This is a genomic window from Bacteroidota bacterium (genome assembly GCA_016713925.1).
GTDB lineage: Bacteria > Bacteroidota > Bacteroidia > AKYH767-A > OLB10 > JAJTFW01.
On sequence record JADJOH010000007.1, the window covers coordinates 1,240,620 to 1,263,995 of the forward strand.

16 protein-coding genes and 4 pseudogenes are annotated in these 23,376 nt (G+C 41.1%); 14 read left to right on the forward strand and 6 right to left on the reverse strand.

Going from position 1 to position 23,376, the window contains the following annotated elements; all coding sequences use genetic code 11:
- Positions 1-387: 387 nt before the first annotated feature.
- From IPJ86_13440 to IPJ86_13450, 3 genes and pseudogenes are all read right to left on the reverse strand, one after another.
- A complete protein-coding gene (locus IPJ86_13440) occupies positions 388-915 on the reverse strand; it encodes a DUF255 domain-containing protein (protein MBK7888246.1) in 528 nt (175 codons plus the stop codon).
- 48 nt (positions 916-963) lie between these two features.
- Positions 964-2,438, reverse strand: a pseudogene (locus IPJ86_13445) (peptide MFS transporter).
- Positions 2,439-2,588: 150 nt separating this feature from the next.
- Positions 2,589-4,083, reverse strand: a pseudogene (locus IPJ86_13450) (peptide MFS transporter).
- Between the two features lie 243 nt (positions 4,084-4,326).
- Between IPJ86_13450 and IPJ86_13455 the strand changes: the two are divergent.
- On the forward strand, positions 4,327-4,629 hold the full coding sequence (locus IPJ86_13455) for a YbaB/EbfC family nucleoid-associated protein (GenBank protein ID MBK7888247.1): 303 nt from the start codon (positions 4,327-4,329) through the stop codon (positions 4,627-4,629).
- Positions 4,630-4,980: 351 nt separating this feature from the next.
- Positions 4,981-5,424: a DUF1572 family protein gene (locus IPJ86_13460; GenBank protein MBK7888248.1), complete on the forward strand. Its 444-nt coding sequence runs from the start codon at positions 4,981-4,983 to the stop codon at positions 5,422-5,424.
- Here the strand turns inward: IPJ86_13460 and IPJ86_13465 are convergent.
- Positions 5,421-6,425, reverse strand: coding sequence for a DUF5011 domain-containing protein (locus tag IPJ86_13465; protein MBK7888249.1), 1,005 nt, complete (start codon positions 6,423-6,425; stop codon positions 5,421-5,423). The genes IPJ86_13460 and IPJ86_13465 overlap by 4 nt on opposite strands.
- Positions 6,422-8,521, reverse strand: coding sequence for a S9 family peptidase (locus IPJ86_13470; GenBank protein ID MBK7888250.1), 2,100 nt, complete (start codon positions 8,519-8,521; stop codon positions 6,422-6,424). The genes IPJ86_13465 and IPJ86_13470 overlap by 4 nt, the downstream gene beginning before the upstream one ends.
- A gap of 149 nt (positions 8,522-8,670) precedes the next feature.
- Here IPJ86_13470 and IPJ86_13475 point away from each other — a divergent pair, with 149 nt between their 5' ends.
- The 11 genes and pseudogenes from IPJ86_13475 to IPJ86_13525 all read left to right on the forward strand — a co-directional run bounded on the left by IPJ86_13475 (position 8,671) and on the right by IPJ86_13525 (position 19,354).
- On the forward strand, positions 8,671-9,858 hold the full coding sequence (locus IPJ86_13475; protein ID MBK7888251.1) for a GNAT family N-acetyltransferase: 1,188 nt from the start codon (positions 8,671-8,673) through the stop codon (positions 9,856-9,858).
- 136 nt (positions 9,859-9,994) lie between these two features.
- A complete protein-coding gene (locus IPJ86_13480; GenBank protein ID MBK7888252.1) occupies positions 9,995-10,342 on the forward strand; it encodes a T9SS type A sorting domain-containing protein in 348 nt (115 codons plus the stop codon).
- Between the two features lie 193 nt (positions 10,343-10,535).
- Positions 10,536-11,258, forward strand: coding sequence for a (d)CMP kinase (locus tag IPJ86_13485; protein ID MBK7888253.1), 723 nt, complete (start codon positions 10,536-10,538; stop codon positions 11,256-11,258).
- A gap of 45 nt (positions 11,259-11,303) precedes the next feature.
- A pseudogene (locus tag IPJ86_13490) lies at positions 11,304-12,196 on the forward strand (4-hydroxy-3-methylbut-2-enyl diphosphate reductase).
- 304 nt (positions 12,197-12,500) lie between these two features.
- Positions 12,501-13,823, forward strand: coding sequence for a T9SS type A sorting domain-containing protein (locus IPJ86_13495; GenBank protein MBK7888254.1), 1,323 nt, complete (start codon positions 12,501-12,503; stop codon positions 13,821-13,823).
- Positions 13,824-14,029: 206 nt separating this feature from the next.
- Entirely contained in the window at positions 14,030-15,874 is a 1,845-nt protein-coding gene (gene rpsA, locus IPJ86_13500; protein MBK7888255.1) for a 30S ribosomal protein S1, read from the forward strand.
- A 97-nt stretch (positions 15,875-15,971) separates the two neighbouring features.
- Complete coding sequence (gene pyrR / locus IPJ86_13505; GenBank protein ID MBK7888256.1) at positions 15,972-16,610, forward strand: bifunctional pyr operon transcriptional regulator/uracil phosphoribosyltransferase PyrR; 639 nt, start codon at positions 15,972-15,974, stop codon at positions 16,608-16,610.
- On the forward strand, positions 16,522-17,460 hold the full coding sequence (locus IPJ86_13510) for an aspartate carbamoyltransferase catalytic subunit (protein MBK7888257.1): 939 nt from the start codon (positions 16,522-16,524) through the stop codon (positions 17,458-17,460). Before pyrR ends, IPJ86_13510 begins: the two co-directional genes overlap by 89 nt.
- Before the next feature lie 78 nt (positions 17,461-17,538).
- Positions 17,539-17,910 carry an STAS domain-containing protein gene (locus IPJ86_13515; protein MBK7888258.1) on the forward strand — a complete coding sequence of 124 codons (372 nt, stop codon included), beginning with the start codon at positions 17,539-17,541 and terminating at the stop codon, positions 17,908-17,910.
- A 32-nt stretch (positions 17,911-17,942) separates the two neighbouring features.
- Positions 17,943-18,437, forward strand: a complete 495-nt coding sequence (locus IPJ86_13520; protein ID MBK7888259.1) for a T9SS type A sorting domain-containing protein — start codon at positions 17,943-17,945, stop codon at positions 18,435-18,437.
- Between the two features lie 2 nt (positions 18,438-18,439).
- Positions 18,440-19,354, forward strand: coding sequence for a ribonuclease Z (locus IPJ86_13525; protein ID MBK7888260.1), 915 nt, complete (start codon positions 18,440-18,442; stop codon positions 19,352-19,354).
- Positions 19,355-19,649: 295 nt separating this feature from the next.
- Here IPJ86_13525 and IPJ86_13530 read toward each other — a convergent pair whose 3' ends face one another.
- Entirely contained in the window at positions 19,650-20,804 is a 1,155-nt protein-coding gene (locus IPJ86_13530; GenBank protein ID MBK7888261.1) for a hypothetical protein, read from the reverse strand.
- 232 nt (positions 20,805-21,036) lie between these two features.
- Between IPJ86_13530 and IPJ86_13535 the strand changes: the two are divergent.
- Positions 21,037-23,165: pseudogene (locus IPJ86_13535) on the forward strand (elongation factor G).
- Positions 23,166-23,376 lie beyond the last annotated feature (211 nt).

Genomic DNA, 23,376 nt, shown 5'->3' on the forward strand with positions numbered 1-23,376 from the left:
CAATTTTTTTATAAAATAGATTCTCTGCTTCTTTTATGCACTTGAATTTTAAATGAAGAAATTATCTCTGCGGCTCAGCTCCCGATAGCTATCAGGATCTGCGTGAACCCTAGAAAAATTCAATTAATAACTAATTCTTCTATAAAAATTGCATACTTTATTCAAAGCACATAGTCCGGAGAATCCATCTCAAGGAAAAAACCGCTCTTGATCAAAGCTTCCTAACAAAAAATAATGCCCACTACCGGAAGCCACAATCAGGTAGCCGTTAGCTGGTAGCCGGAAAGCTGGTAGCCGGAAGCTGGTAGCTGGTAGCCGGAAAGCTGGTAGCTGGTAGCCGGAAGCTGGTAGCTGGTAGCCGGAAGCCGGAAGCCGGAAGCCGGAACTTTACTTTTTATACTCTTCCCACTTCACTGTTTGATAGGCATTACTACCATAAAAAGTTAATATGGGCATCAAATCCTGGGTAGTTTGAAATCCGGATAGGGGAGTAAGAAGAGAATATTTTTCATCCATCACCACAAAACTGGGATAGCCCATTTTTCCATTGAGTAAGGAAACCGCCAATTCATTGGCTTTGAACTCCGGCTTATACACAAAAATCTTATCTCTGAATAAAATGGTATCGCGCGTTTCTGCATCTAATTTCACCGCATAATAATTGTCTGCAATATATTTAACAACTGCTGTGTCCTTAAAAGTACTTGCATCCATCTTTTTGCACCAGCCGCACCAGGCCGTGTAAACATCAATGAATATTTTTTTAGGTGCTTTATCATTTAACGCGACTGCATCTTCGAAGCTCATCCACGAAATAGAAGTCGTATTGGGTTTGGCATCCTGTGCTTGAGCGAAAGTTGGGAAGGTGAAGAAGATGGATAAGGCAATTACTAATGACTTTAGACGGATGTGCATGAAGGATGGATTTAGATTTTTAATGTACTAATTTACGAATATTTCAATTTATTTTACCTCGCCCATCAATTTTCGGACCAAGGGAAATAATAATTAATGCAACTCCTGAAACCAATGCATAAATGGCCAGTTGATGGTAACCGTCAGTATAAGAGATCAGCTTTTCAGTCAGACTCGCATTATCTTTTGGAGAGGCCATCCCGGCACCTAAAATTCCGGCGACATATTGTCCATACGCACTGGCAAGAAACCACATCCCCATCATCACCCCCTGCAACGGCTGAGGCGAAAGCTTCGTCATGATGGATAAACCAATAGGTGAGAGGCAGAGTTCCCCGAAAGTGATGATAAAGTAAGCCAGCGTAAATATCTCCAGTGATGTCATCCCTTCAACAGTGGCAAAAAACCGGGTGGCATAAAACACATAGAAGGCCAATGAAAGAAATAAAAATCCGAGACCAAATTTTATTACTGTATTGGGTTCTTTATTTCGTTTACTCAACCATATCCATAGTAGTCCCAGAAGTGGTGCAAAAATGATGACGAAGAGCGAGTTGGCTGCATTGTTCACGCCGTTGGGATTGAATTGAATGCCGGCGATATCATTATCTAAGTTATTCGCAGCGAACAAAGCCAGAGATCCGCCACTTTGCTCGAAAAATGCCCAGAAGAGAATGGAAAAGATAATGAATACTAATGCCGCCATCAGCTTCTTCCTTTCCACCATACTAAATTTCGACATCTCGTAAAAAATATAAATCAGCGTAACCGGTCCGATGGTGTACATGAAATAATCGGTGTACTCAGTCTTTGAAACCATGATCATGATCAATGGAATTACGGCAAGCGAGCCCAGATAAGTAGCGTACTCATGCCATTGCTTTCCCTTGATTCCTTTAACGAGATAGGGAGAAAGTCCGATGGGTCCCAGACTCTTTTGTGTGAATAGAAAAGTAAGCAAACTTATGGTCATTACAATGGCGGCTAATCCGAAAGCCAGATTCCAGGAATAACTCTGTGCAATGGCAATACAGGCATATCCACCCAGCAAAGGCCCCTACGTTGATGCCCGCATAAAACAATGAAAATCCGGCGTCTCTTCTCGAATCATTTTCATGATACAAGGCTCCAACCATTGTGGAAATATTCGGCTTGAAGAATCCGGTTCCAATGATCGTGAAACTGATCCCCATGAAGAATAAATCATGAGGATTAAAAGCCAGAATACAACTGCCGGTAATCATCATCAATCCACCCCAAAAGAGCGATTTCCTGAACCCCAGGATCTTATCCGCGAAGAGTCCGCCAATGAAAGTAAAAGCATAGACAAATGCCTGAGTGGCACCATACTGAAGATTTGCTGTATCCTCTTTCATCAAAAGTTGACTCACCATAAAGACGGTGAGCATTCCGCGCATACCGTAGAAGCAGAAACGCTCCCACATCTCTGAGAAGAAAAGATACCATAATTGCTTTGGATATTTACCCTTGAAGTCTTGTATTTGTTCGAGTGTTTGCGCCATAACCTTTGGTTGAATTCAGAATTCAGAATTCAGAATTAAGAATTAAGAATTTGAATGCAGAATTTGAATGCAGAATTTAGAATGCAGAATTTAGAATTAAGATTGCAGAATTAAGATTGCATTGCTGAATTCTGAATTCTGAATAAATTTTTAATTAACACCATGCATCATCTTCAGTAGCTTCCTGTACAGTATGAATAGAATTATTGCTGCAGCGCCGCTCATGATGATGAAGATGTTGAAGAATTCGAATAAGTTAGTGATCTCAAATCCCAGTAACTTTGGATTATCACCTGCTGCTACTGCTGCTTCACCTGCGCCGGGAGGAATCAATGCACTCAGACTACCTGCCAGCTTATTGGCTGCTGCATTGGCCAGAAACCATGTGCCCATAAGGAGAGAAGCAAAACGTACCGGAGCCAGTTTAGATACCATGGAAAGTCCGATAGGTGATAAACAAAGTTCGCCCATGGTATGTAAAATGTACAGGGTGATCAACCACCACATGGAAATTTTAGTTGAGGCATCCACACCGTTAACACCAACGGCAATGACAATATATCCTAAACACAATAAAGCCAGACCTGCAGCCATTTTCAGCGGAGAGGAAGGCTCCATCTTTCTTCTGTTCATTCCAACCCACATGCTGCTGAACAAGGGCGCAAGAAGTATAATTCCCAATGGATTTATCGATTGAAACCAGGAAGCAGGCATTTCCCAACTTCCGATATGCCGGTCAGTTTGTTTATCTGCAAAAATGGTAAAGAGAGGCTCCGGCCTGTTCAAAGGCGCTCCAGAAGAAGACCACAAAGAAGGCCAGAATGAAAATCACCCATATGCGTTCTTTTTCATCCTTACTCAATGAACCATCCGTTATAATCAACGCCGGGACAGCAATAGCCGAGGCAAATATGAACCCACCAATTAAATCAAGTCCCATGAAATTATGAAAAACATAGACTAAAACAACTCCTATTAAAACAATCATTCCCATTTTCCCATAATTGGTAGGCAATGCTTCTTTTTGATCCGATGGCGCTGACGATTTATAATGAGAAGGAGGTAAGCCCACTGCATTTCCATCGGGATCGATGATGTATTTATTTTTCAAAAACTCGAAAGTGATGACCGATACAATCATTCCAACACCAGCCGCCAGGAAGCCCCATTTGAAATCGCCTACATCGCCGGTATCACCCAATCCTCCACAAATTAATGGAGCAAAGAAAGCGCCGAGATTAATCCCCATATAAAATATGGTAAATGCACCATCTATACGTCCATCTCCTTTAGGATAGAGTTGACCCACCATCGTTGAAATATTGGGTTTGAAGAAACCGTTTCCGATGATCAGCAAAGTAAGACCGCTTAACATGAGCGGACTCGCCATAGCTGTACCCAATGAATTACCCGACATAAACATTAAAATTTGTCCGATACCCATCATAATTCCACCTATAAAAATACTCCTTCGGTTCCCCCAATATCGATCACTGATATATCCGCCAATCAATGGAGTCAGGTACACCAGACCTGTAAAACTTCCATAAATATTAGATGCATCCTTATCGCTCATCACCAGCGCCTTGGTGAGAAACAAAACAAAAATGGCACGCATGCCATAATAACTGAATCGCTCCCACATTTCTGTGATGAAGAGTACATAAAGGCCCTTGGGATGGCCGATGGTCCGTTGATCGCTCATATAGTTGTTAGGTATTTCGGCCCTAATGTAGAGAAAAGATCAGCATCGTCCTAAACTGTTTAATATGTCGGCAATTTTCCAGATTTCATCGACTATTAATGCTTAAAAATCAATTTAGTAAATATTTTACCTCCCTTGGCAAACTAAGTTTAATTTTGCTACTCAAACCCAACCCTGAATAAAATGTTCGACCTGATCAACAAACTTGGAGACTTAAAAAAGAAGATGGAAGAGGCAAAAGCACGTCTCGAAACCATCTCTGTGGAAGGAACTGCCGGCGACAATGAAGTCAAAATTTCCATGAATGGTAACCGGAAAGTGCTCTCCGTGGAAATCGCTCCACATCTGCTTTTCCCCGAAAAAAAGGAACAAGTAGAAGAACTCCTGGAAATCGCCATAACCAGAGCCCTGGAAGCCGCAGAAAAAGTCAACGAAGCCGAGATGAAATCCGCAGGAAGAGATTTGCTGCCGGGGATGCCGTTTTGAGGCGAACTCGAATGTGTTTCGTCGAAGATCAATAAATTTTAGGTTACAATAGTATTTTTTGCTGCTTGATTCTCGTAGGGAGGCATATTTATCGATTAACATCCATCGTCCCGAAGATTCAGGATATTAAATCATTAATTCATCAAAGCCATTGAGTTTTATAGACGAAATTGTTTTAGTGAACCGCAACGTCGCTAGGGATACGCAAGGGTCGCAGGGGTTTATCATAACAAAACTTAATAATCTTAATAAATCTGCGGCCCATCAGAATTTAATTGAAATTCCGATTTTTCAAAGATGCTTTTCTTGATTTTTGCAAGGATCAGTAAAAACGTAAAAGACAATTAAATTATGGCAGCATTATTTCAATTTGAAAATTATCTGGAGCAGTTGAAGAAGGAAGTGGAAAGTTTTCCGGATGATCAATCGCTATGGGCTATTCACGAAGGAATTAGTAATTCGCCGGGGAATCTGGCCTTGCATATTGCCGGAAATCTGCAGCATTTTGTTGGGGCCATTTTGGGCAAATCAGGGTATGTGCGTCAACGTGAGTTGGAGTTTAGTGAAAAGGGGTTAACCAAAACTCAGGTGTTAGGGGAACTGGAGAAAGCTAAAATGATCGTAATATCTGTATTGAGCCCACTGACTACTGAGGATAAATTAAGAAATTATCCTGAGGATTTTAAAGGAAAAATACTTTGTATTGATGATGCACTTGCTCATCTTTTAGCTCATCTGGCTTATCATACCGGACAAGTGAATTATCTGCGTAGAATGACTATTAACAGCAATTAAAACATTTCATACTCGTCCTTGAGTTGTAAGGTAACCGGCGTTCCCAGACTGGTATCAATCCATGTATTGGTATATTCGATTCTGATCCGGTCAATCGCTCCGGGAATTATCACTCCGGCACCCTGAAAAGTATGGGGTAAACTATCGATGGCGGTTACACAGGTGAAGGTTTGTGAAGGCAAATAAATGCTGTCTTTTGCCGGATCATAGGTCAGAATGGCATTGGCATAAAAGCAATCTGAGATTTTAAATATCGTGATCTGATTGTTTGTATTAACGGATGCTGAAACCGTAGTGATCCAGTTTCGCATAGCCAGAGTTTGCAAATCGGTAGTGGTGGCATTGTATTGACCACTTAAAAAATTAAGACTGTTTCTGACATTCACCGTCCGCACCACACTGTCTTTAAGACCTTCGGAATCGGTAACCACATAGGAAAGAAAATACTGCCCTACAGAATCCACATTTACAGTTCCGGAACTGGTGACCTGCGCTGTCAAATCTCCATCTTCCTCATCTCCTGCAATCCAGCCGGGTTCAACAAATGGAGCATTCAATTCATGGATGATATTGTTTCCACCGGTTAAAAATACCCTAGGGGCATTGTTCGGCAACCGGGAAACATATAAATTAAAGGTCTTTATCAGGCTTTTCCCGGATTCCGTAGTTCCCGTTACGGTAATTACGTAATTTCCGGTATCGGCAATGGCGGTGGAAGTGATCTTTTGGGTACTGGAACCTTCGCCATCCAAAGTAGCCGGTGAAAATGAAATCGAAGTACCCTGTGGCATTCCTGTTGCAGAAAGGGTGACCTTTTCTTTTGAACCTCCTAAAAAGTAAACACTCACTGTTCGCTCTAAGGTAACGCCCTGGTAATTGAGAGTGTCTTTCAAGCCTGTAAACTTAAATTCCATCGGACCTAAAGCATCGTCTTCCTCGCAGGAATTTAAAAGCGCCAGGCAAGTGAAAAAGAATACAGTTAATAGTTGCTTAATTTTCATAATTTCATTCCAAGGTTATAGAACAGGAAAGCGAAGATATCACTTTGTTCATCAATTAATTTTCCGGTGGGCTTTCCGGCGCCATGTCCGGCATTTACATCTACCCGAATAAGGACAGGATTTTCGCCTTTTTGAACTTCCTGCAATCTCGAGATAAATTTAAATGAATGTCCGGGCACCACTCGATCATCATGGTCGGCAGTGGTGACAAGAGTAGCAGGATATTTTTTACCCTCTTTGAGATTGTGCAAGGGCGAATATTTTATCAATGCTTTAATTTGCTCCGGATCGTCACTGCTGCCGAAATCGGACGTCCATGCCCAGCCTATGGTAAATTTCTGAAAGCGGAGCATGTCCATTACACCCACAGCAGGTAAAGCAACTTTGAACAATTCCGGGCGTTGCGCCATTACAGCTCCCACCAATAATCCACCATTGGACCTTCCACTGATAGCCAATTTCTCCGGAGACGTATATCCTTCCTGAATCAGGTACTCGGCTGCTGCTATGAAATCATCAAAAACGTTTTGTTTCTTTGCTTTGGTCCCGGCTTCATGCCAGGCAGAGCCATACTCTCCACCTCCACGCAAGGAAGGCATAGCGAACAATCCTCCATTTTCAAGGAATACCAATCGCTCCGGTTTAAATTCAGGTGTTTTAGAAATATTGAATCCACCATAACCAAAGAGCAGAGTAGGGGTAGACTTCTCAGGTTTCATCCCCCGCTTATGCACTAAAAACATAGGAATCTTAGTGCCATCCTTGCTGGTATAAAAGACCTGTTTCGTCTCAAAATCATACGGGTTAAACGGCAATTGACTTTTAAATTGCACGCCCAGTTTAGAGGACGATAAATTATAACGATAGACGATGCCGGGTGAAGTAAAAGTAGAATACGAGAAAAAGATCATACTGTCTGCCACGGAACCCGTAAGATCATCTATGGTTCCCAAACCGGCGAGGGGAATCTCTGTGGTTTTTATACCCGATGGCTTGAAGACATACAATTTACTCACCGCATCCTTCATATAATGTCCCACGATATTCTTCCAGCACATTTTGGCATCTCTCAATATTTCCGTTTGTTCCGGAATCAGGTCTTTCCAATTGACCGGCTGGAAATTTTTGAAATCAATCCCGATCACCTTTTTTCTTTCGGCTTTGTAATTGGTCATAAACACCAACTGATCTCCAATATTTCCGAGTAAATCAAAATCATTTTCAAACGATTTCACGATTTGCACAATACCGCCCTTACCTGATTTCAAATCTTTTACATACACACTATTTCCTGAAGTGGATTCGTGACCGCTAATTACCAGAAATCGCTGATCATCGGTCACCGTTGCTGAGAAATTACGAAGCGGATGTTCTTTGTCTTCCCAAATCAATGAATCCTGTTCTTGCGGTGTATTCAGCGTGTGATAATAAATTTTATGATACTCATTTTTAGCATTGAGCTGGTCTGTACTCGCATATCTGCTGTAGAAAAACCCCTCTTTAAACCAGGCGATATTACTGAATTTTACGCCTTTAAGTACTTCCGGAAGCGACTTCATGGTTTTGACCTCCTTGATCCGGATATCGTTCCAATCGCTGCCTGCCTCTGAGACCTGAAAGGCGAGGTATACACCATCAGAAGAAGGAACCGTTTGAGTTAAGGCAGTAGTACCTTGCTTAGAAATTAAATTGGGATCGAAATAGGAGTAGGGCACGAAATCAACTCCTTTCATAAAGAATAAAACAGGTTGGTTTTGAACTCCATCATGGCGATAATAAAAATAACCCGTTCCACAACGAAATGGTGCCTTATAACTGATAAAACTCCAGAGTTGCTTCATTCTTGATTTTAAAGAATCTCTGAAGGGGATTTGTACCAGGTATTTCTCGGTAAACAGATTTTGCTTCATTACCCAGGCCTTGGTCTCGAGCGAATGATCATCTTCCAACCACCGGTAGGGATCTTCGACAAGAGTACCGAAATAATCATCTTTCTGTTCTGCTTTTTTTGTTTCAGGGTAGATGAATTCCTGACTAAACAGCACATCAATGGTAAAAAAGGAAAGTAGGGCACTAACAATAATTGCTTTTTTCATGTTGTAAGTTGAACCGGTAAAATAAAATCATTTTTTGTGATTAGAAGGTGAAAATGACAAAGTATCACTGAAAAATTACAATAAATTGAAAATTAATCCCTGATTCAAATAACTGCTGTACTGATCCGTCCTACATTTGCTTCCTCTTTATGTTCGATAAACAAACCACCATTCTTTCCGATCGCATAACAATTCACAGTCATTTCAAAGAACTGTTCGGGAATACTCCTCCTTTTCATTCCTTTTTTTTGCAGAAAGAATACCTGGAGGCTGTTGAAGAAGCTGCCATTCCGGGAGTGGAATATCGATATATTCCTTACCTGAAGCAGGGAAAAGTAGAAGGATTGTATTATTTTCAAATCATCAATTTATCGGCTCAGGAACTGGGGCAAATTGTGCATTTTGAGCCTTACAACAAGTTACTTTCCGGTTTATCGATGCTGCTGCAGAATTTGCTTTTCGGCGTTAAAAAAGATAAACCACATTACCTGATTATATCCGGAAGCATGTGTTTAAGCGGGGATTATGGTATAGGGAGATTATCTTCTGACGATAAGTCCATCTATGCAAATTTTCCGCATGCATTAGCCCAGCTTCGTCATGAATTGGAGCGAAATGGTAAAGTTGTAGCTGAGATTATTAAGGATTTTCCTGTGGATTCCGACCCACTTCATACTATTCTAAGGCCATCGTACTACCATCATTTGGCGATGGATCCCATTATGAAGATGGCCATTCGACCGGAATGGGGGTCCATTTCGGACTATGTGGATGCTCTCAGCTCAAAATACCGTCAGCGCTTTAATCAGGCGAAAAAAAAACTCGGACATTGTGAAGTACGTACCCTTGATACTCCATTTATAATCGAAAACCGGGAACGGATAAATGAATTGTACACTGCTGTCCAGGAAAAATCTCCGGTAAGAATTATAAAACCGGATGTCAATTATATCATTTCGCCTTCGAAGCATTTAGGAGAAAAAGTCGATATCAAGGGACTATTTTATAACAATGAGTCGATCGCATTTTTAATAGGAATTCAAGACGAGGATCATTTCGAGGCTCACCATATTGGTATTGATTATCATCACAATAAGGAGTTTTCATTGTACCTGAACATCCTCTACCTCTACATCGAAATGGCCATTGATGTAAAAGCCCGGGTCGTGTCATTTGGTCGGACCGCACTCGAAATGAAAACAACAGTAGGGGCGGTCAGTTATCCTTATAATGCCTATATAAAGCTAAATAACAGACTGTTAAACGGCGTTTTAAAGAAACTACTACCTGAAAACATTTCAGAGGACTGGATTCCCAGAGATCCCTTCCGGCAATAATTTTTCACGTTCATTTTTTCAATGTTCATCAAGGATTTTACTTGTTTGGTAAAAAAGTAAAAGTAGTAAGTGGCAATGCGATGTAATTTGCAGGCAACCTGAAAACAACATGTTGTCCAAACCTTTCTATTTCCTAATGGTTGCCTTAATTCTTGCAACTATGTACAGCTATGGAAAGGCGGATGGAGTACGGCATATCCCTAATGTGCTCAAATTGCATACGGAGCAAATTACTTCTGCCTATCCCAATCCATTCACGGATAACACAACAATATTCTATATGGCAGATCAGGATGCCTTTGTTCGGGTAAAACTATTCAATAATCTGGGTGGATTTATGGGACAAATATTTGATGACCTTGTAGAAAAAGGGGCTACCTACCAGTTCGAACTGGATGGAAGTAAAATGGCACCCGGAGTTTATTTCTACACAATAGAGACGGATAAAAATGTATTACATCGGCGCATAGAACTGGTTCGCTGAGTAAAAAGATGTGTTTTATGGTTTGATTGGGTAAACGGGATCTCCTTGAGGGATCCTGTTTGCGTTTCAGGAAGTTCTTAAAAACAGCATAAAATGACCGGATTTTAATAGTTAAAACTTATTCCTGATTTTCTGTTATTAAAAATTCAATTTCACTAGTAAAAAGCAGGTAAAATTCATAACTTTGTATCGCATGAATCCCTATCTTATCATTGCCATTGATGGTTATTCTTCTTGTGGCAAGAGTACTGTGGCCAAGGCTTTGGCTCGTAGATTGGGGCTCCATTATATCGATTCCGGGGCCATGTACCGAGCAGTGACCTTGTATTTTCTTCAAAACAACATCCCAATTCCTTCCCCGGAAGAACTGCATGATTTCACGTACGATTACAATGCTATTCTGGATAAGATTCATATTTCATTTAAATACAATCCCGATTCCGGCTTTAGCGAGGTCTACCTAAATGGGAAAAATGTAGAGGAAGAAATTCGCTCGATGGAAATAAGTGAACAAGTGAGTCATGTAAGTGCATTGAAAGCCGTTCGTAAACGCCTCGTTAAATTGCAACAACAAGCTTCCAGAGAAGGTGGCCTGGTGATGGATGGAAGGGATATCGGCACCACTGTTTTCCCGGATGCAGACCTTAAGATTTTTATGAAAGCGGATCCAATGGTCAGATCAGAGCGCAGGTATAAAGAATTGTCAAACAAAGGTTTAAAAATTTCACTTGAAGAAGTAATTCAAAACATAGTCGGACGAGATTATGAAGATACTCATCGGGAAGAAAGTCCACTCCGCAAAGCTGCTGAAGCCATAGTACTCGATAATACTTACTTGACACAAGAAGAACAAGTCGAATTTGTTTTGGAAGAGGTAGCCAAACTTTCCAAGAAACCCCGTCCGGCTTCAGTATAAACAAAATCGTCTATTAGACGTTGTAAATTAAAGGTGAATGAACTCATGAAAATCAATATCGACCCGAATTCCGGTTTTTGTTTTGGAGTTGTTTATGCCATCCAAATGGCAGAAGATGAACTCGACAGAACGGGTAAATTGTATTGCCTCGGGGATATTGTGCACAATGGGGAAGAAGTAGAACGGTTAAAAGCGAAGGGGCTGGAAATAATCAACCACGAACAACTGGCAGGACTCAAAGACTGCAAGGTGCTGATCAGGGCACACGGTGAGCCTCCATCTACTTATCAACTTGCCCTTCAAAATAACATAGAATTAATTGATGCTTCTTGTCCGGTAGTTTTGAAATTACAACATCGGGTAAAGACCAGCTTTGAAGATATTTTGCTGCATGGGGGCCAGATTGTTATCTACGGTCAGCCCAGACATGCAGAAGTAAACGGTTTGATCGGTCAGACCAATGGACAAGCTATTATAGTTTTTTCAGAGGAAGACCTGAATGCCATCGACTACAGCAAGCCGGTACATTTCTTCTCCCAAACCACCAAAAGCACTGCCGGTTTTGAAAAGATGGAGCGCCTCATTCAGGAACGATTTGTAAGTTTTAAAGGTTCACTTGAAGAAGGGGATTTCATCTCCAATGATACACTTTGCCGTCAGGTATCTAACCGCGAACCACAATTGAAAAAGTTTTCTGCAGCTCATGATGTTATCATTTTTGTAAGCGGGAAAAGAGTTCCAACGGGAAGGCCTTGTATTCTGTATGTAAAGCTATCAATCCCAATTCCTATTTCATTTCAAATACTGACGAATTGGAAGAGGATTGGTTCACTGATGCGGCTACTGTAGGCATAGCCGGGGCCACCTCAACTCCCTTATGGTTGATGGAAAAAGTGGCTGCAGCAATTCAGAAGACCAGCATTTCTACAGTGATTTAGTTTACACTTCCAATTAATTTTTAATCTTTCTAATTATACTCTTGTAACTAACGGTTAGAAGAGTAGAATTTCTTTAATTGCCATTTATTCCCGCTCAACACTCATTTACCCCTTTTCGATAAAATAATTAAACCGGACTGTTGCGCGCCTCCTACATTTCCATCAAGTTACAAACATGGCTCAACGTAAGTTGATTTTTTAGAAAAAAGTAGCAATTTCTATCTGATATAATAAGCAATAGCTGTTTGTAGAAATAGATGCAAGCGTAGAAAAATAAATCAATAACAAACTAAAACCCAAAACAATGAAAAAGTATTCACTCTACTTCTTACCTCTGGTCATAATCGTTATGACCAGTTCTATCTTAAGTGATAATGGCAAGGCCGGGAAAACCGGTTCACCCGGAGAATTAACGTGCAGGGATTGCCATGGCGACTTTGCTGCAAATGCAGCCGGAGGTTCTATAGCAATTTCAAACACCGGAATGACGAACTGGCAATATGTCCCGGGTCAAACGTATCCCATCACGGTAACTATTGCCCGAACCGGCATGAGCTTATTTGGACTTGGTGTAGAATGCCTCACGGCTACCAATACAAATGCAGGAACATTTATCATTACCAATACAGCCTCAACGCAGCTAAAGAGTGCCACGGTGAGCGGTGTCAACAGAGTAAATGTTGTACATCAACTCAATGGTGGAGCAAGTACCAACTCTAAAGCATTTACCTTTAACTGGACAGCTCCGGCAGCAGGAACAGGCACGGTTAAATTTTATTTTGCCGGAATTGCAGGAAATAACGATGGTAATGAAAGTGGCGACTATGTGTATAACAGTGTCCAAATAGCCACTGAACTTCCATGCGCTGCTCCGGCTACACCGGGTACAATTAAAGGTGCTGCTTCAAACAACTGCGGAATTAGCACCAAAACGTATTCAATCACTGCTGTTCCTACGGCCACCAGTTATGTCTGGAGAACAGATATTACAGGTGCCACCATCAACGGACAAACCGGAAATGTAACGACTACTGTACCCAATGTCAGCCTGACATTTCCCTCAAATTTTGCCAATGCAAAAATTTATGTGAAAGCACAAAATAGTTGTGGGGCCAGTATAGAAAAATCAAAAACACTTTCTTCTAAACCCGCCGTTCCCACTGCAATAACGGGTCCTCTGGCGCCATGCAAAAACACCGGCAATTTGTCCTACAGTATTTCTCCGGTAGCGGGTGCTACCTCTTATTCATGGACAGTTCCTGCTACCTTAATGACATTATCTTCAGGTCAGGGAAGCACAGGCATACTTGCAGCCACTAAAGCTACAACCGGTCCTTGTACCATTAAAGTAGGGTCCACGAATGCTTGCGGCACGAGCGGAAAAAAATCGTTGGTGGTTAATATTGCCTCCTGTATACGAGAATACGAATTCGTAAACAATGGATTTTACTTTATCGAGGTGCCGAAGAAAATAGACATCTTTACTATGGACGGCCGATTAACGAGAACTATCGACCACCCATCCACTGAAATGAGTATTGCTGATCTTCCTTCCGGCATATATCTGGTTTCCATGCAATACGATGACCATATTACCACAAAGAAAATAATGGCAGGAGGGCAGTAATCCGGCTAAAAAATGAGTATAAAACCATCGTTGCATTCCTTGAATGTAACGATGGTTTTATAATTTCAGACCTGCTCGAAAAAGGTATACTAACCTTATAATCAATTACAAATCAGTCCTTATTTTTCATTTGGTGAATTAAAATCTTTGTTTATCTTTGCACTCCCTTTCGCAGGCCATTCCTGCTGATAGGCTATTGTCCAAAGATGGCATCAACTACCAATACATCGGAGAAACTCTCCACCGTAAAATTTGCAGTTCCTGATCCTAACGATTTCGATTGGGAAACAACAGGAAAAGCGTTTGACAATTATAAAGCTGACGATCGTCAACGACTCGAGGCTTTATATGATCAAAAGCTCAACCAGGTTTTAGAACGTGAAATTGTAATGGGATCGATTATCGGTCTCACGAGCAAGGAAGCAGTGATAAACATTGGTTACAAGAGTGACGGTCTCGTACCGTTAACTGAATTTCGTCACATGCCCGATCTTAAAGTCGGTGATGAGGTAGAAGTTTATGTGGAAACGGCCGAAGACAAAAACGGTCAACTTATCCTCTCGCATAAAAAGGCGCGGGCGATGAAATCATGGGATCGTGTCAACTCGGCCCTTGAAAAAGATGAAATCGTTACCGGTTTCGTTAAATGTCGTACCAAAGGTGGACTTATCGTCGATGTTTTTGGTATCGAAGCTTTCCTTCCGGGATCGCAAATTGATGTGAAGCCGATTCGTGATTACGATATTTATGTCGGCAAAACAATGGAATTCAAGATTGTGAAAATCAATCAGGAGTTCAAAAATGTAGTCGTTTCTCACAAAGTTCTGATTGAAAATGAACTGGAGAAACAAAAAGTAGAAATCATGAGTAAGCTGGAGAAAGGCCAGGTACTCGAAGGTACTGTGAAAAATATCACCTCTTATGGTGTATTCATGGATCTTGGTGGAGTAGATGGCTTACTGCATATTACAGATATCAGTTGGGGGCGTATCAATCATCCGGAAGAAGTATTGAAACTGGATCAGCGCCTGAACGTGGTTATTCTTGATTTTGATGAAGAGAAAAAACGTATCGCTCTCGGTCTGAAACAACTTACTCCTCAGCCTTGGGAATCCTTGGATCAGACATTACAGGCTGGTGATAAGGTAAAAGGCAAAGTGGTTGTTCTGACAGATTACGGTGCATTTATAGAGATTATCCCTGGTGTGGAAGGTCTTATTCACGTTTCTGAAATGTCATGGTCACAACACTTACGCAGCCCTCAGGATTTCCTGAAAGTAGGCGATGAAGTGGAAACGGTAATCTTGAGTGTAGACCGTGATGAACATAAAATGTCATTAGGTTTAAAACAACTTTCTCCTGATCCATGGGGAGCTATTCTTTCAAAATACCCTGTTGGATCTAAACATAAAGCCAAGGTGCGCAATTTCACCAATTTCGGCGTATTTGTGGAGTTAGAAGAAGGTGTTGACGGATTAATCCATATCAGTGACCTGAGCTGGAATAAGAAAATTAAACATCCTGCAGAATTCACGAAAATCGGTGAAGAACTTGAAGTAGTAGTACTTGAAGTGGATGTTGAAAATCGTCGTTTGAGCCTCGGGCACAAGCAACTGGAAGATAATCCATGGGAAACCTATGAAACCTTATTTGGTGTAAATAGCGTGCATCAGGGAGTTGTTGGAAAGGTAACTGACAAGGGTGCAGCCGTTATTTTCAGCACCTATGGCGTAGAAGCTTTTGCTCCATACCGTCAATTGTCTAAAGAAGATGGAAGTGTGGCTAAAGAACATGACACTCTTGATTTCAAAGTAATTGAATTCAACAAAGAGAACCGTCGTATCGTAGTTTCCCATACCAGAATCTTTGATGAAAAGGCACAGGAAGTGAAAAAAGCAGAAGCCGGTGAACGCGAAAAGGAAGTGGCTACTACTGCTAAAGCGGTGAAGAAAATCAAGGAAACTCAGGAGAAATCAACACTTGGGGATATTGAAGCACTTGCAGCTTTGAGAACTTCATTGGAAGAGAATGAAAAGAAAGATGAAAACTAATCATTCATAGCATTATTGAAAGGCTGTCTTTAAACGGACAGCCTTTTTTTATGCCCGATAATTGGCCGGAGCTTTCAATTTTTCTTAATTTTGAACCATGCCAGAAAACAGCAAACTCATTTTCAATAAAGAGTTACTGGCTATTACTATTGATCGGCTTTGCTATCAACTCATTGAAACGTATGATGATTTCAATGATTGTGTCATCGTTGGACTTCAACCCCGTGGAGTATATCTGTCAAAGAGAATTTTCGACAGGCTGGCCACGATTCAAACCGATCTGAAACTCCGTAACGGCGATCTGGATATCAGCTTTTTCAGAGACGATTTCAGACGACGTGACCTCATTGTTCCCAGTGCGACACGGATGGATTTCATTGTAGAAGGAAAGAAAGTGGTACTGGTGGATGATGTCCTCTTTACAGGAAGAACCATAAGAGCCGGGTTGGATGCCTTGCTGGCTTTCGGCAGACCTGCATCAGTGGAATTACTTGTCTTGATTGATCGAAAATTCAGTCGTCAATTGCCCATAGAGCCTAATTATATCGGAAAGTCAATTGATACTATTGCCTCAGAAAAAGTCAAAGTGCACCTAAAACAACCGGACGGAGAAGATGGCGTTTGGTTAATCTCAGAAGAAAAAACCTATGAGCGAACAATTAAGTGTTCAGCATCTATTGGGAAGAAAAGACCTCAGCCCAGAGGATATAGAGCTTATTTTCAAAACGGCGGATAATTTTAAGGATGTTATCAACCGCCCGATAAAGAAAGTTCCTTCTCTGCGTGATATTACCATTGCCAATATCTTCTTTGAAAATTCTACACGTACAAAATTATCTTTCGAATTGGCGGAAAAGCGACTATCAGCTGATGTAGTCAATTTTTCAGCTTCAGGTTCTTCCGTTAGTAAAGGCGAGACCTTAGTAGATACCGTCAATAATATTCTTGCCATGAAGGTGGACATGGTCGTTATGCGCCATCCAAAACCGGGTGCTGCTATGTTTTTATCCCGGCATATTAAGGCAAATGTGATTAACGCAGGGGATGGAACGCATGAACATCCTACTCAGGCTTTATTAGATGCATTTTCCATAAGAGAACAGTTAGGAGAGATAAAGGGAGTAAAAGTGGTTATTGTCGGAGATATACTGCATTCCAGAGTAGCTTTATCCAATATCATTTGTCTTCGGAAATTAGGAGCGGAAGTGATGGTTTGCGGACCTGCAACCCTTATTCCAAGGTACATCTCTTCCTTGGGCGTAAAAGTCGAGCATGACCTCAAAACAGCTTTACAATGGTGTGATGTAGCCAATATGCTCAGAATTCAAATGGAAAGGCAGGATATCCGCTATTTCCCTTCCTTAAGAGAGTATTCCATGCTTTATGGGCTGAATAAATATACTCTTGATGCTTTGGATAAAAAGATACTGATTATGCATCCGGGACCCATCAATAGAGGGGTAGAAATAACAAGTGATGTTGCTGATAGTCAGAATAGTATCATCCTCAACCAGGTAGAGAATGGGGTAGCGGTCAGAATGGCTGTTTTATTTTTGCTGGCGCAGATCAGAGGATTTGAACAATGAAGAGTTAACAAAGGTTGACGAAAGAGGTTGTATATGCGAAAGTGTTAATTTACATTTGTTAAAATTAATCAGCCGTATATGCATTTTACCTTAGATAAAACCGAAAAGTATGTCGTGGTGAAACTCCATGAACAAAAGTTAAATACACTGATCGCGGCAGAGTTAAAGTCGGAGCTATTGCTTTTGAATACACAGGGATATAATAATATTATCCTTGACCTGACCGAATCACTTTATTGCGATTCATCGGGTTTAAGTGCTATACTTGTGGGTAACAGGCTATGCAGAAACTCAAATGGTCTCTTTGTCATCACCGGTCTCAGCGATACGGTCAGGAAACTGGTGCAAATTTCTCAACTCGATCAGGTGTTAAATATTACTGCAACATGCTCTGAAGCAATCGATTTCGTTTTAGTAGGCGAAATTGAACGAAATGTTAAAAATGATTAGTACTTTTATTGCTTCTTATCGTAGAAGGAATTATGAAGGTACTTATATCAATATTGTTTGTCGGTTTAGGGGTATTAAATGTTGCAGCTCAAAATACATTTGAAGCGGCTTCTTCCCGTTTACCAAACACATCCACTTTTGAAGCAACGGCATTCACCGCAGTTAATTCTCCGGAAGATATTTTAAAGTTGCAATATGAAATCGCCGAACATTATACTGCTGCAAATTCACAGGATCGTGGTGGGATTTATGAAAGTACGGGCAATGGTTTAACAATGGATCAAAACAGTCCGAATCCCTGCAATGAAATTACGGCAATAAAGTACTTTATTCCGGCACCGGGAGATATCGAATTCAGAGTGTTCAATCTGATCGGAAAAGAAGTGTATCGCAGTCTTATAAATGCTGAACAAGGTGAGAATGAATTCCGACTTGACAGTCGTGATTTTTCACAAGGCGTATACATGTACACCATGACATATAATGGTGAAACCGTTTCTAAACGTATGGTGATTTCGCGTAAATAATTATGAGTTTTGAGCTCACCATTTTAGGGAGCAGTTCAGCCACCCCGGTCTACAATCGTCATCCTACTTCACAACTTCTTGTTTTTCGTGATCGTCATTTTCTGATAGATTGCGGAGAAGCTACGCAGATGCAGATGCTTAAGTTCAAGCTGCGTTACCATCGCATTACGCATATTTTTATCAGTCATCTCCATGGTGATCATTACCTCGGTTTAACAGGGCTATTATCTACATTCCATCTGCAGGGAAGAACGACGGATTTACATTTATTCGGTCAGCAGGAATTGATGGATATTATTGAAATGCACCTGCGTCTCTCGCATACACAGCTTCGATACAATCTTATATTCCATCCAATACGCCATTACTCTCCGGAAACTCTGCTGGAAGATGAAGATATTTATGTAAGAACGGTCGTTTTAAATCATCGCATTCCATGCACCGGATTTATTTTCGGTGAAAAACCCCGGCCAAGAAGGTTGAAAGTAGACAAACTTCAGGAATACAATATCCCTTTTACACAATATAGCAGAATAAAAAGCGGCGAAAATTTTACCGATGGGGAAGGGACTATAATTCGCAATGAGGAATTGACGGAAGATTCCATTCCTCCCCGTAGATACGCTTATTGTTCCGACACCATTTATATGCCCGAACTGGCCGAAACCGTCAAGGGTGTTGATTTATTATATCATGAAGCTACTTTTTTGCATGATTTAAAAGAAAGAGCCAATGCTACCTTCCATTCAACTGCCAAAGAAGCGGCTTCCATCGCTTTAGAAGCCGGGGTAGGGAAATTGCTCATCGGACATTTTTCAGCGCGATATAAACAGTTGGATGCGTTTTTAGAAGAAGCAACAGCGATCTTTCCCAATACCGATCTGGCAGTTGAAGGTCAGGTATACCGCATCGACTAAATCGGAAATTGTATTCGAAAAATCAAAAAATAAAAGCCGGGTAAGAAAGACTCGCATTCTGACTTACCCGGATATTAATACTCAAGAGCATTTCTATAATTTGGCAATTTAGCCCTAAAACTATGAAACCTTAAACCTATGAACTTTGAACATTAAAACTTAGACCATGAAGCAGAATCGCAAAAAGCGATACGCTTCATGGGAGCCCCTTAAACTTTGAACATTTCCCGTCAACACAAGGGTAGACGGGATCACATCGCCCGTGGACACGTGGCGAGTGAAAACATTAAACTTTCTAAAAATTCAAATTATCCGGTTCGCCTAAAAACCTTCTTCCTTCCAGAATTTGCTGTTTAGCCGTTTCGCATAGCTGAAAAGCATATTCTTCTCTTTTCTTATCAATGATACTTTGCGGGAAATTTATTCCATTCTCCACACGGATGACATACTCCTGATGAACGGTGGGTAAGATTTCGGCCACTTGCTCCAATTCAAACTGTTTAGCAGCGTTGATGACGGCCTCTTTCCAATCGCTATTGGACTTCACACTTACTTTTTTATCGGCGGATCGCAATGTTTCCAGTGCTTCATCCAACTCCATTTGCTCATCCATTTGCTGCTGAAAAGCTTCTACTGCCCGGCAAAATTTGAGCAGACTTTTATCTTCAAACTTGCGCACAAACGACTCCACCACTTCAGTATCATACACGCTCAAGTAGGGGCGATCATCCATGGTTTTTTGCTGAATACTTTTCTTCATCTGATCCAACTGACGCTGACGCGCAATAGATCGATAGCGCTGCTCTTTCTCACCTCTCACATCCGGCAATTCCATCAACAGATGTGTCGCCATATACTCATCATAGAAACGGTACCATGCAGGAACACTATCATCCCTTTCATCATCAATTGACGGAATTCGCTCGCTATCATACTCCGCTTTAAATCCTTCATAATCCTGCCAGTTATCATAACTCACGATAAGTTGAGCGTTGCCGGAACGCAGATATTTTACATACATCTCCATTTCCGCCCTACTCACCGGACTTATATAAGGACAATGCTGGATATTAGAAGAAAGCAGCAAGAACTGTGTGGTATGATCTACTCCTTTCAAGCGAACTTGCTCAGCTCTCCACTGACATTGAAGATTAAACAATTTTTTCTGCTGAATCGCCCATAAACACTCCTGAGCAAAGAGTTTATATCGAAAGGACTCTTGTTCTTCCTGATTGATGTAATCCTTGCCTCGGGTCAGGTAATAAGCTTTGCGCCTGGCGTAATGACGAATAAAACTATCCACCGATGAGGGATTAAACTGTGTAAAGAATTCCTGATAGACCGGATTGGATTTTAGATCCTCTTCCGTCTGCTGGCGGATAATTTCCACTCTGATTTCTTCTTCAAACTTCTCCTGAATATGAGGAGGCATTGCTGGTAATTGTTTCATATTTGATTATAACAACAGCCCTTTTAACCTGTTTCAGCGCTTCATAGTTCGAAAATTTTTCTACAAAATATTACAAAACCAAAAGACTTTAAATTGCTTACAATTTGATTAAAATCATGCACTTTTCTGAGTTTTTCTTCAATTTCTATCGTTCCTTTCGGTAACTTTAAATCCTCCTTCTACGGGACAAGTTTGAAAAGGTTATAATTGAACAATACTAATTCCTCCTATTATGAAAACATACGACGAAAAACACATTAAAAACGTGGTTCTGATCGGATCTGCGAAAAGTGGCAAGACCACTCTTGCCGAAACGATGTTATTTGAAGCCGGAATTACCGGGCGACGAGGGTCAGTGGAAGAGAAAAACACCCTTTCTGACTATCACGAAATTGAGCATGAACGGGGAAGTTCAGTTTATGCTACCCCGTTACATACAGAATGGAAGGATTATAAAATAAATATTATTGATACACCGGGCCTGGATGATTTTATAGGGGAAGTTATTGCCGCTATTCGTGTTTGTGATACTGCGGTGATTTTATTGAATGCACAACATGGCGTTGAAATCGGCACAGAGATAATTTTTGATTATGTGGACAGATACCAGCGTCCAACCATTTTAGCCATAAATCAATTGGATCATGAAAAAGCAGATTTTCAAAAAACATTGGAGGAGGCCAGGAATTTTTTTGGTCCGGCTGTTACGTTGATGCAATATCCCATTGAAACAGGTCCCGGATTTAATGCCATCATTGATTTATTGAAAATGACCATGTATAAATTTCCGGCCGGTGGTGGTAAACCGGAAAAAATGCCCATACCTGAATCAGAATTGGAGCGGGCAAATCAATTGCACAATGAATTGGTAGAAAAAGCAGCGGAAAATGATGAGAAATTAATGGAGCTCTACTTCGAGAAAGGAAATCTTGATGAGGATGAGTTACGCGAAGGACTCAAACTTGGTATGATGAATCATCACGTCTTTCCTGTTTTCTGTCTTTCTGCTAAAAAGGATATGGGTAGCGGACGATTGATGGGTTTCATTGATAACGTTGCTCCGTCAGCTGTAGATATGCCGGCAGAAGTGCTTGAAGATGGCTCAGCACTCAAGTGCTCGGTACAAGCACCTACACGACTTTTTGTTTTTAAGACCTTAGTAGAGCCCCATCTGGGCAAACTTTCTTTGTTTAAAGTCATGTCGGGAGAACTTACACCGGGTATGGATTTCTACAATGAGAAAACGAATACCAATGAAAGAATCGGTCAGCTTTTTATACTCGATGGGAAAAATAGAAATGCAGTAGAGAGTTTGAAAGCAGGCGATATCGGAGCAACCTTAAAAATGAAAAACACGCGCACTTCCGATACGCTAAATGCGAAAGGGGCTACAGGGAATATAGACCCGATACATTTTCCCGATCCTAAAATCCGAATGGCTATACTGGCAAAAAACAAGGCGGATGATGAAAAATTAGGCGAGGTTTTACATGAGATTCATGCTGAAGATCCAACCATCGTTGTTCAATATGATAAGGAAACGAGACAGTTATTGCTTTATGCGCAGGGAGAACTTCATCTTACAGCTACCAAATGGCGTCTTCAACATGTGTATAAAATGGACATAGATTTTATCAAACCACGAATTCCATACAGAGAAACAATACAACGCATTGCGGAGGCTTCTTATCGACACAAAAAACAATCGGGAGGTGCCGGACAGTTTGGTGAGGTGTATATGAGGATCGAGCCCTATCATGATGGCATGCCTAATCCAAAAGATATAACGGTACGTGATACCGAAGTTCATGAATTACCCTGGGGCGGGAAGATGGTTTTCCTCAATTGTATCACCGGCGGTGTAATCGATTCCCGATTCATGCCCAGCATTGTGAAAGGAGTCATGGAAAAATGTCGGAAGGTCCGCTCACAGGTTCTTATGTAAGAGATGTGAGAGTGTCCGTGTATGACGGAAAAATGCATCCGGTGGATTCCAATGATATCAGTTTTAAAATTGCCGGAATGATGGCCTTTAAAGAAGCCTTCCATGCAGCAGAACCACAATTGCTTGAACCCATCTTTGATGTAGAAACAGAGGCTCCTGAACAGGTGATGGGAGACATCATGAGCGAATTACAATCGCGAAGAAGTATCATCATGGGGATGGACAGCAGGGGTAGCTTTCAAATTATCAAGGCAAGAACACCCCTCGCCGAATTGGATAAGTTCAATAGCGCCTTGCGAAGTATTGCGCAGGGAAGGGCTAAAGTAAAAGTCAACTTTGCAGAATACGCCCCGGTACCCGGAGAATTGCAAAAAAAGTTGACAGAGGAATACCGGAAAACAGAACAGGAATACTGATAAAGAAAACTGAGAAGATTCGATCAAACGGAGAAAAATTATTAATTATCTGATACCATATAAGAGTCCTATATCAAAAGTATCGTTTGAACGAATCTTCTCCTTTTTTCAAAAAACTAAAAGATGGAATAGAACGGATTCATTCCTGAAATTGAATTTGTCTTTTTCAGAATTAATGCAGCACGACCACCCACTGCAATTAATTGTAATA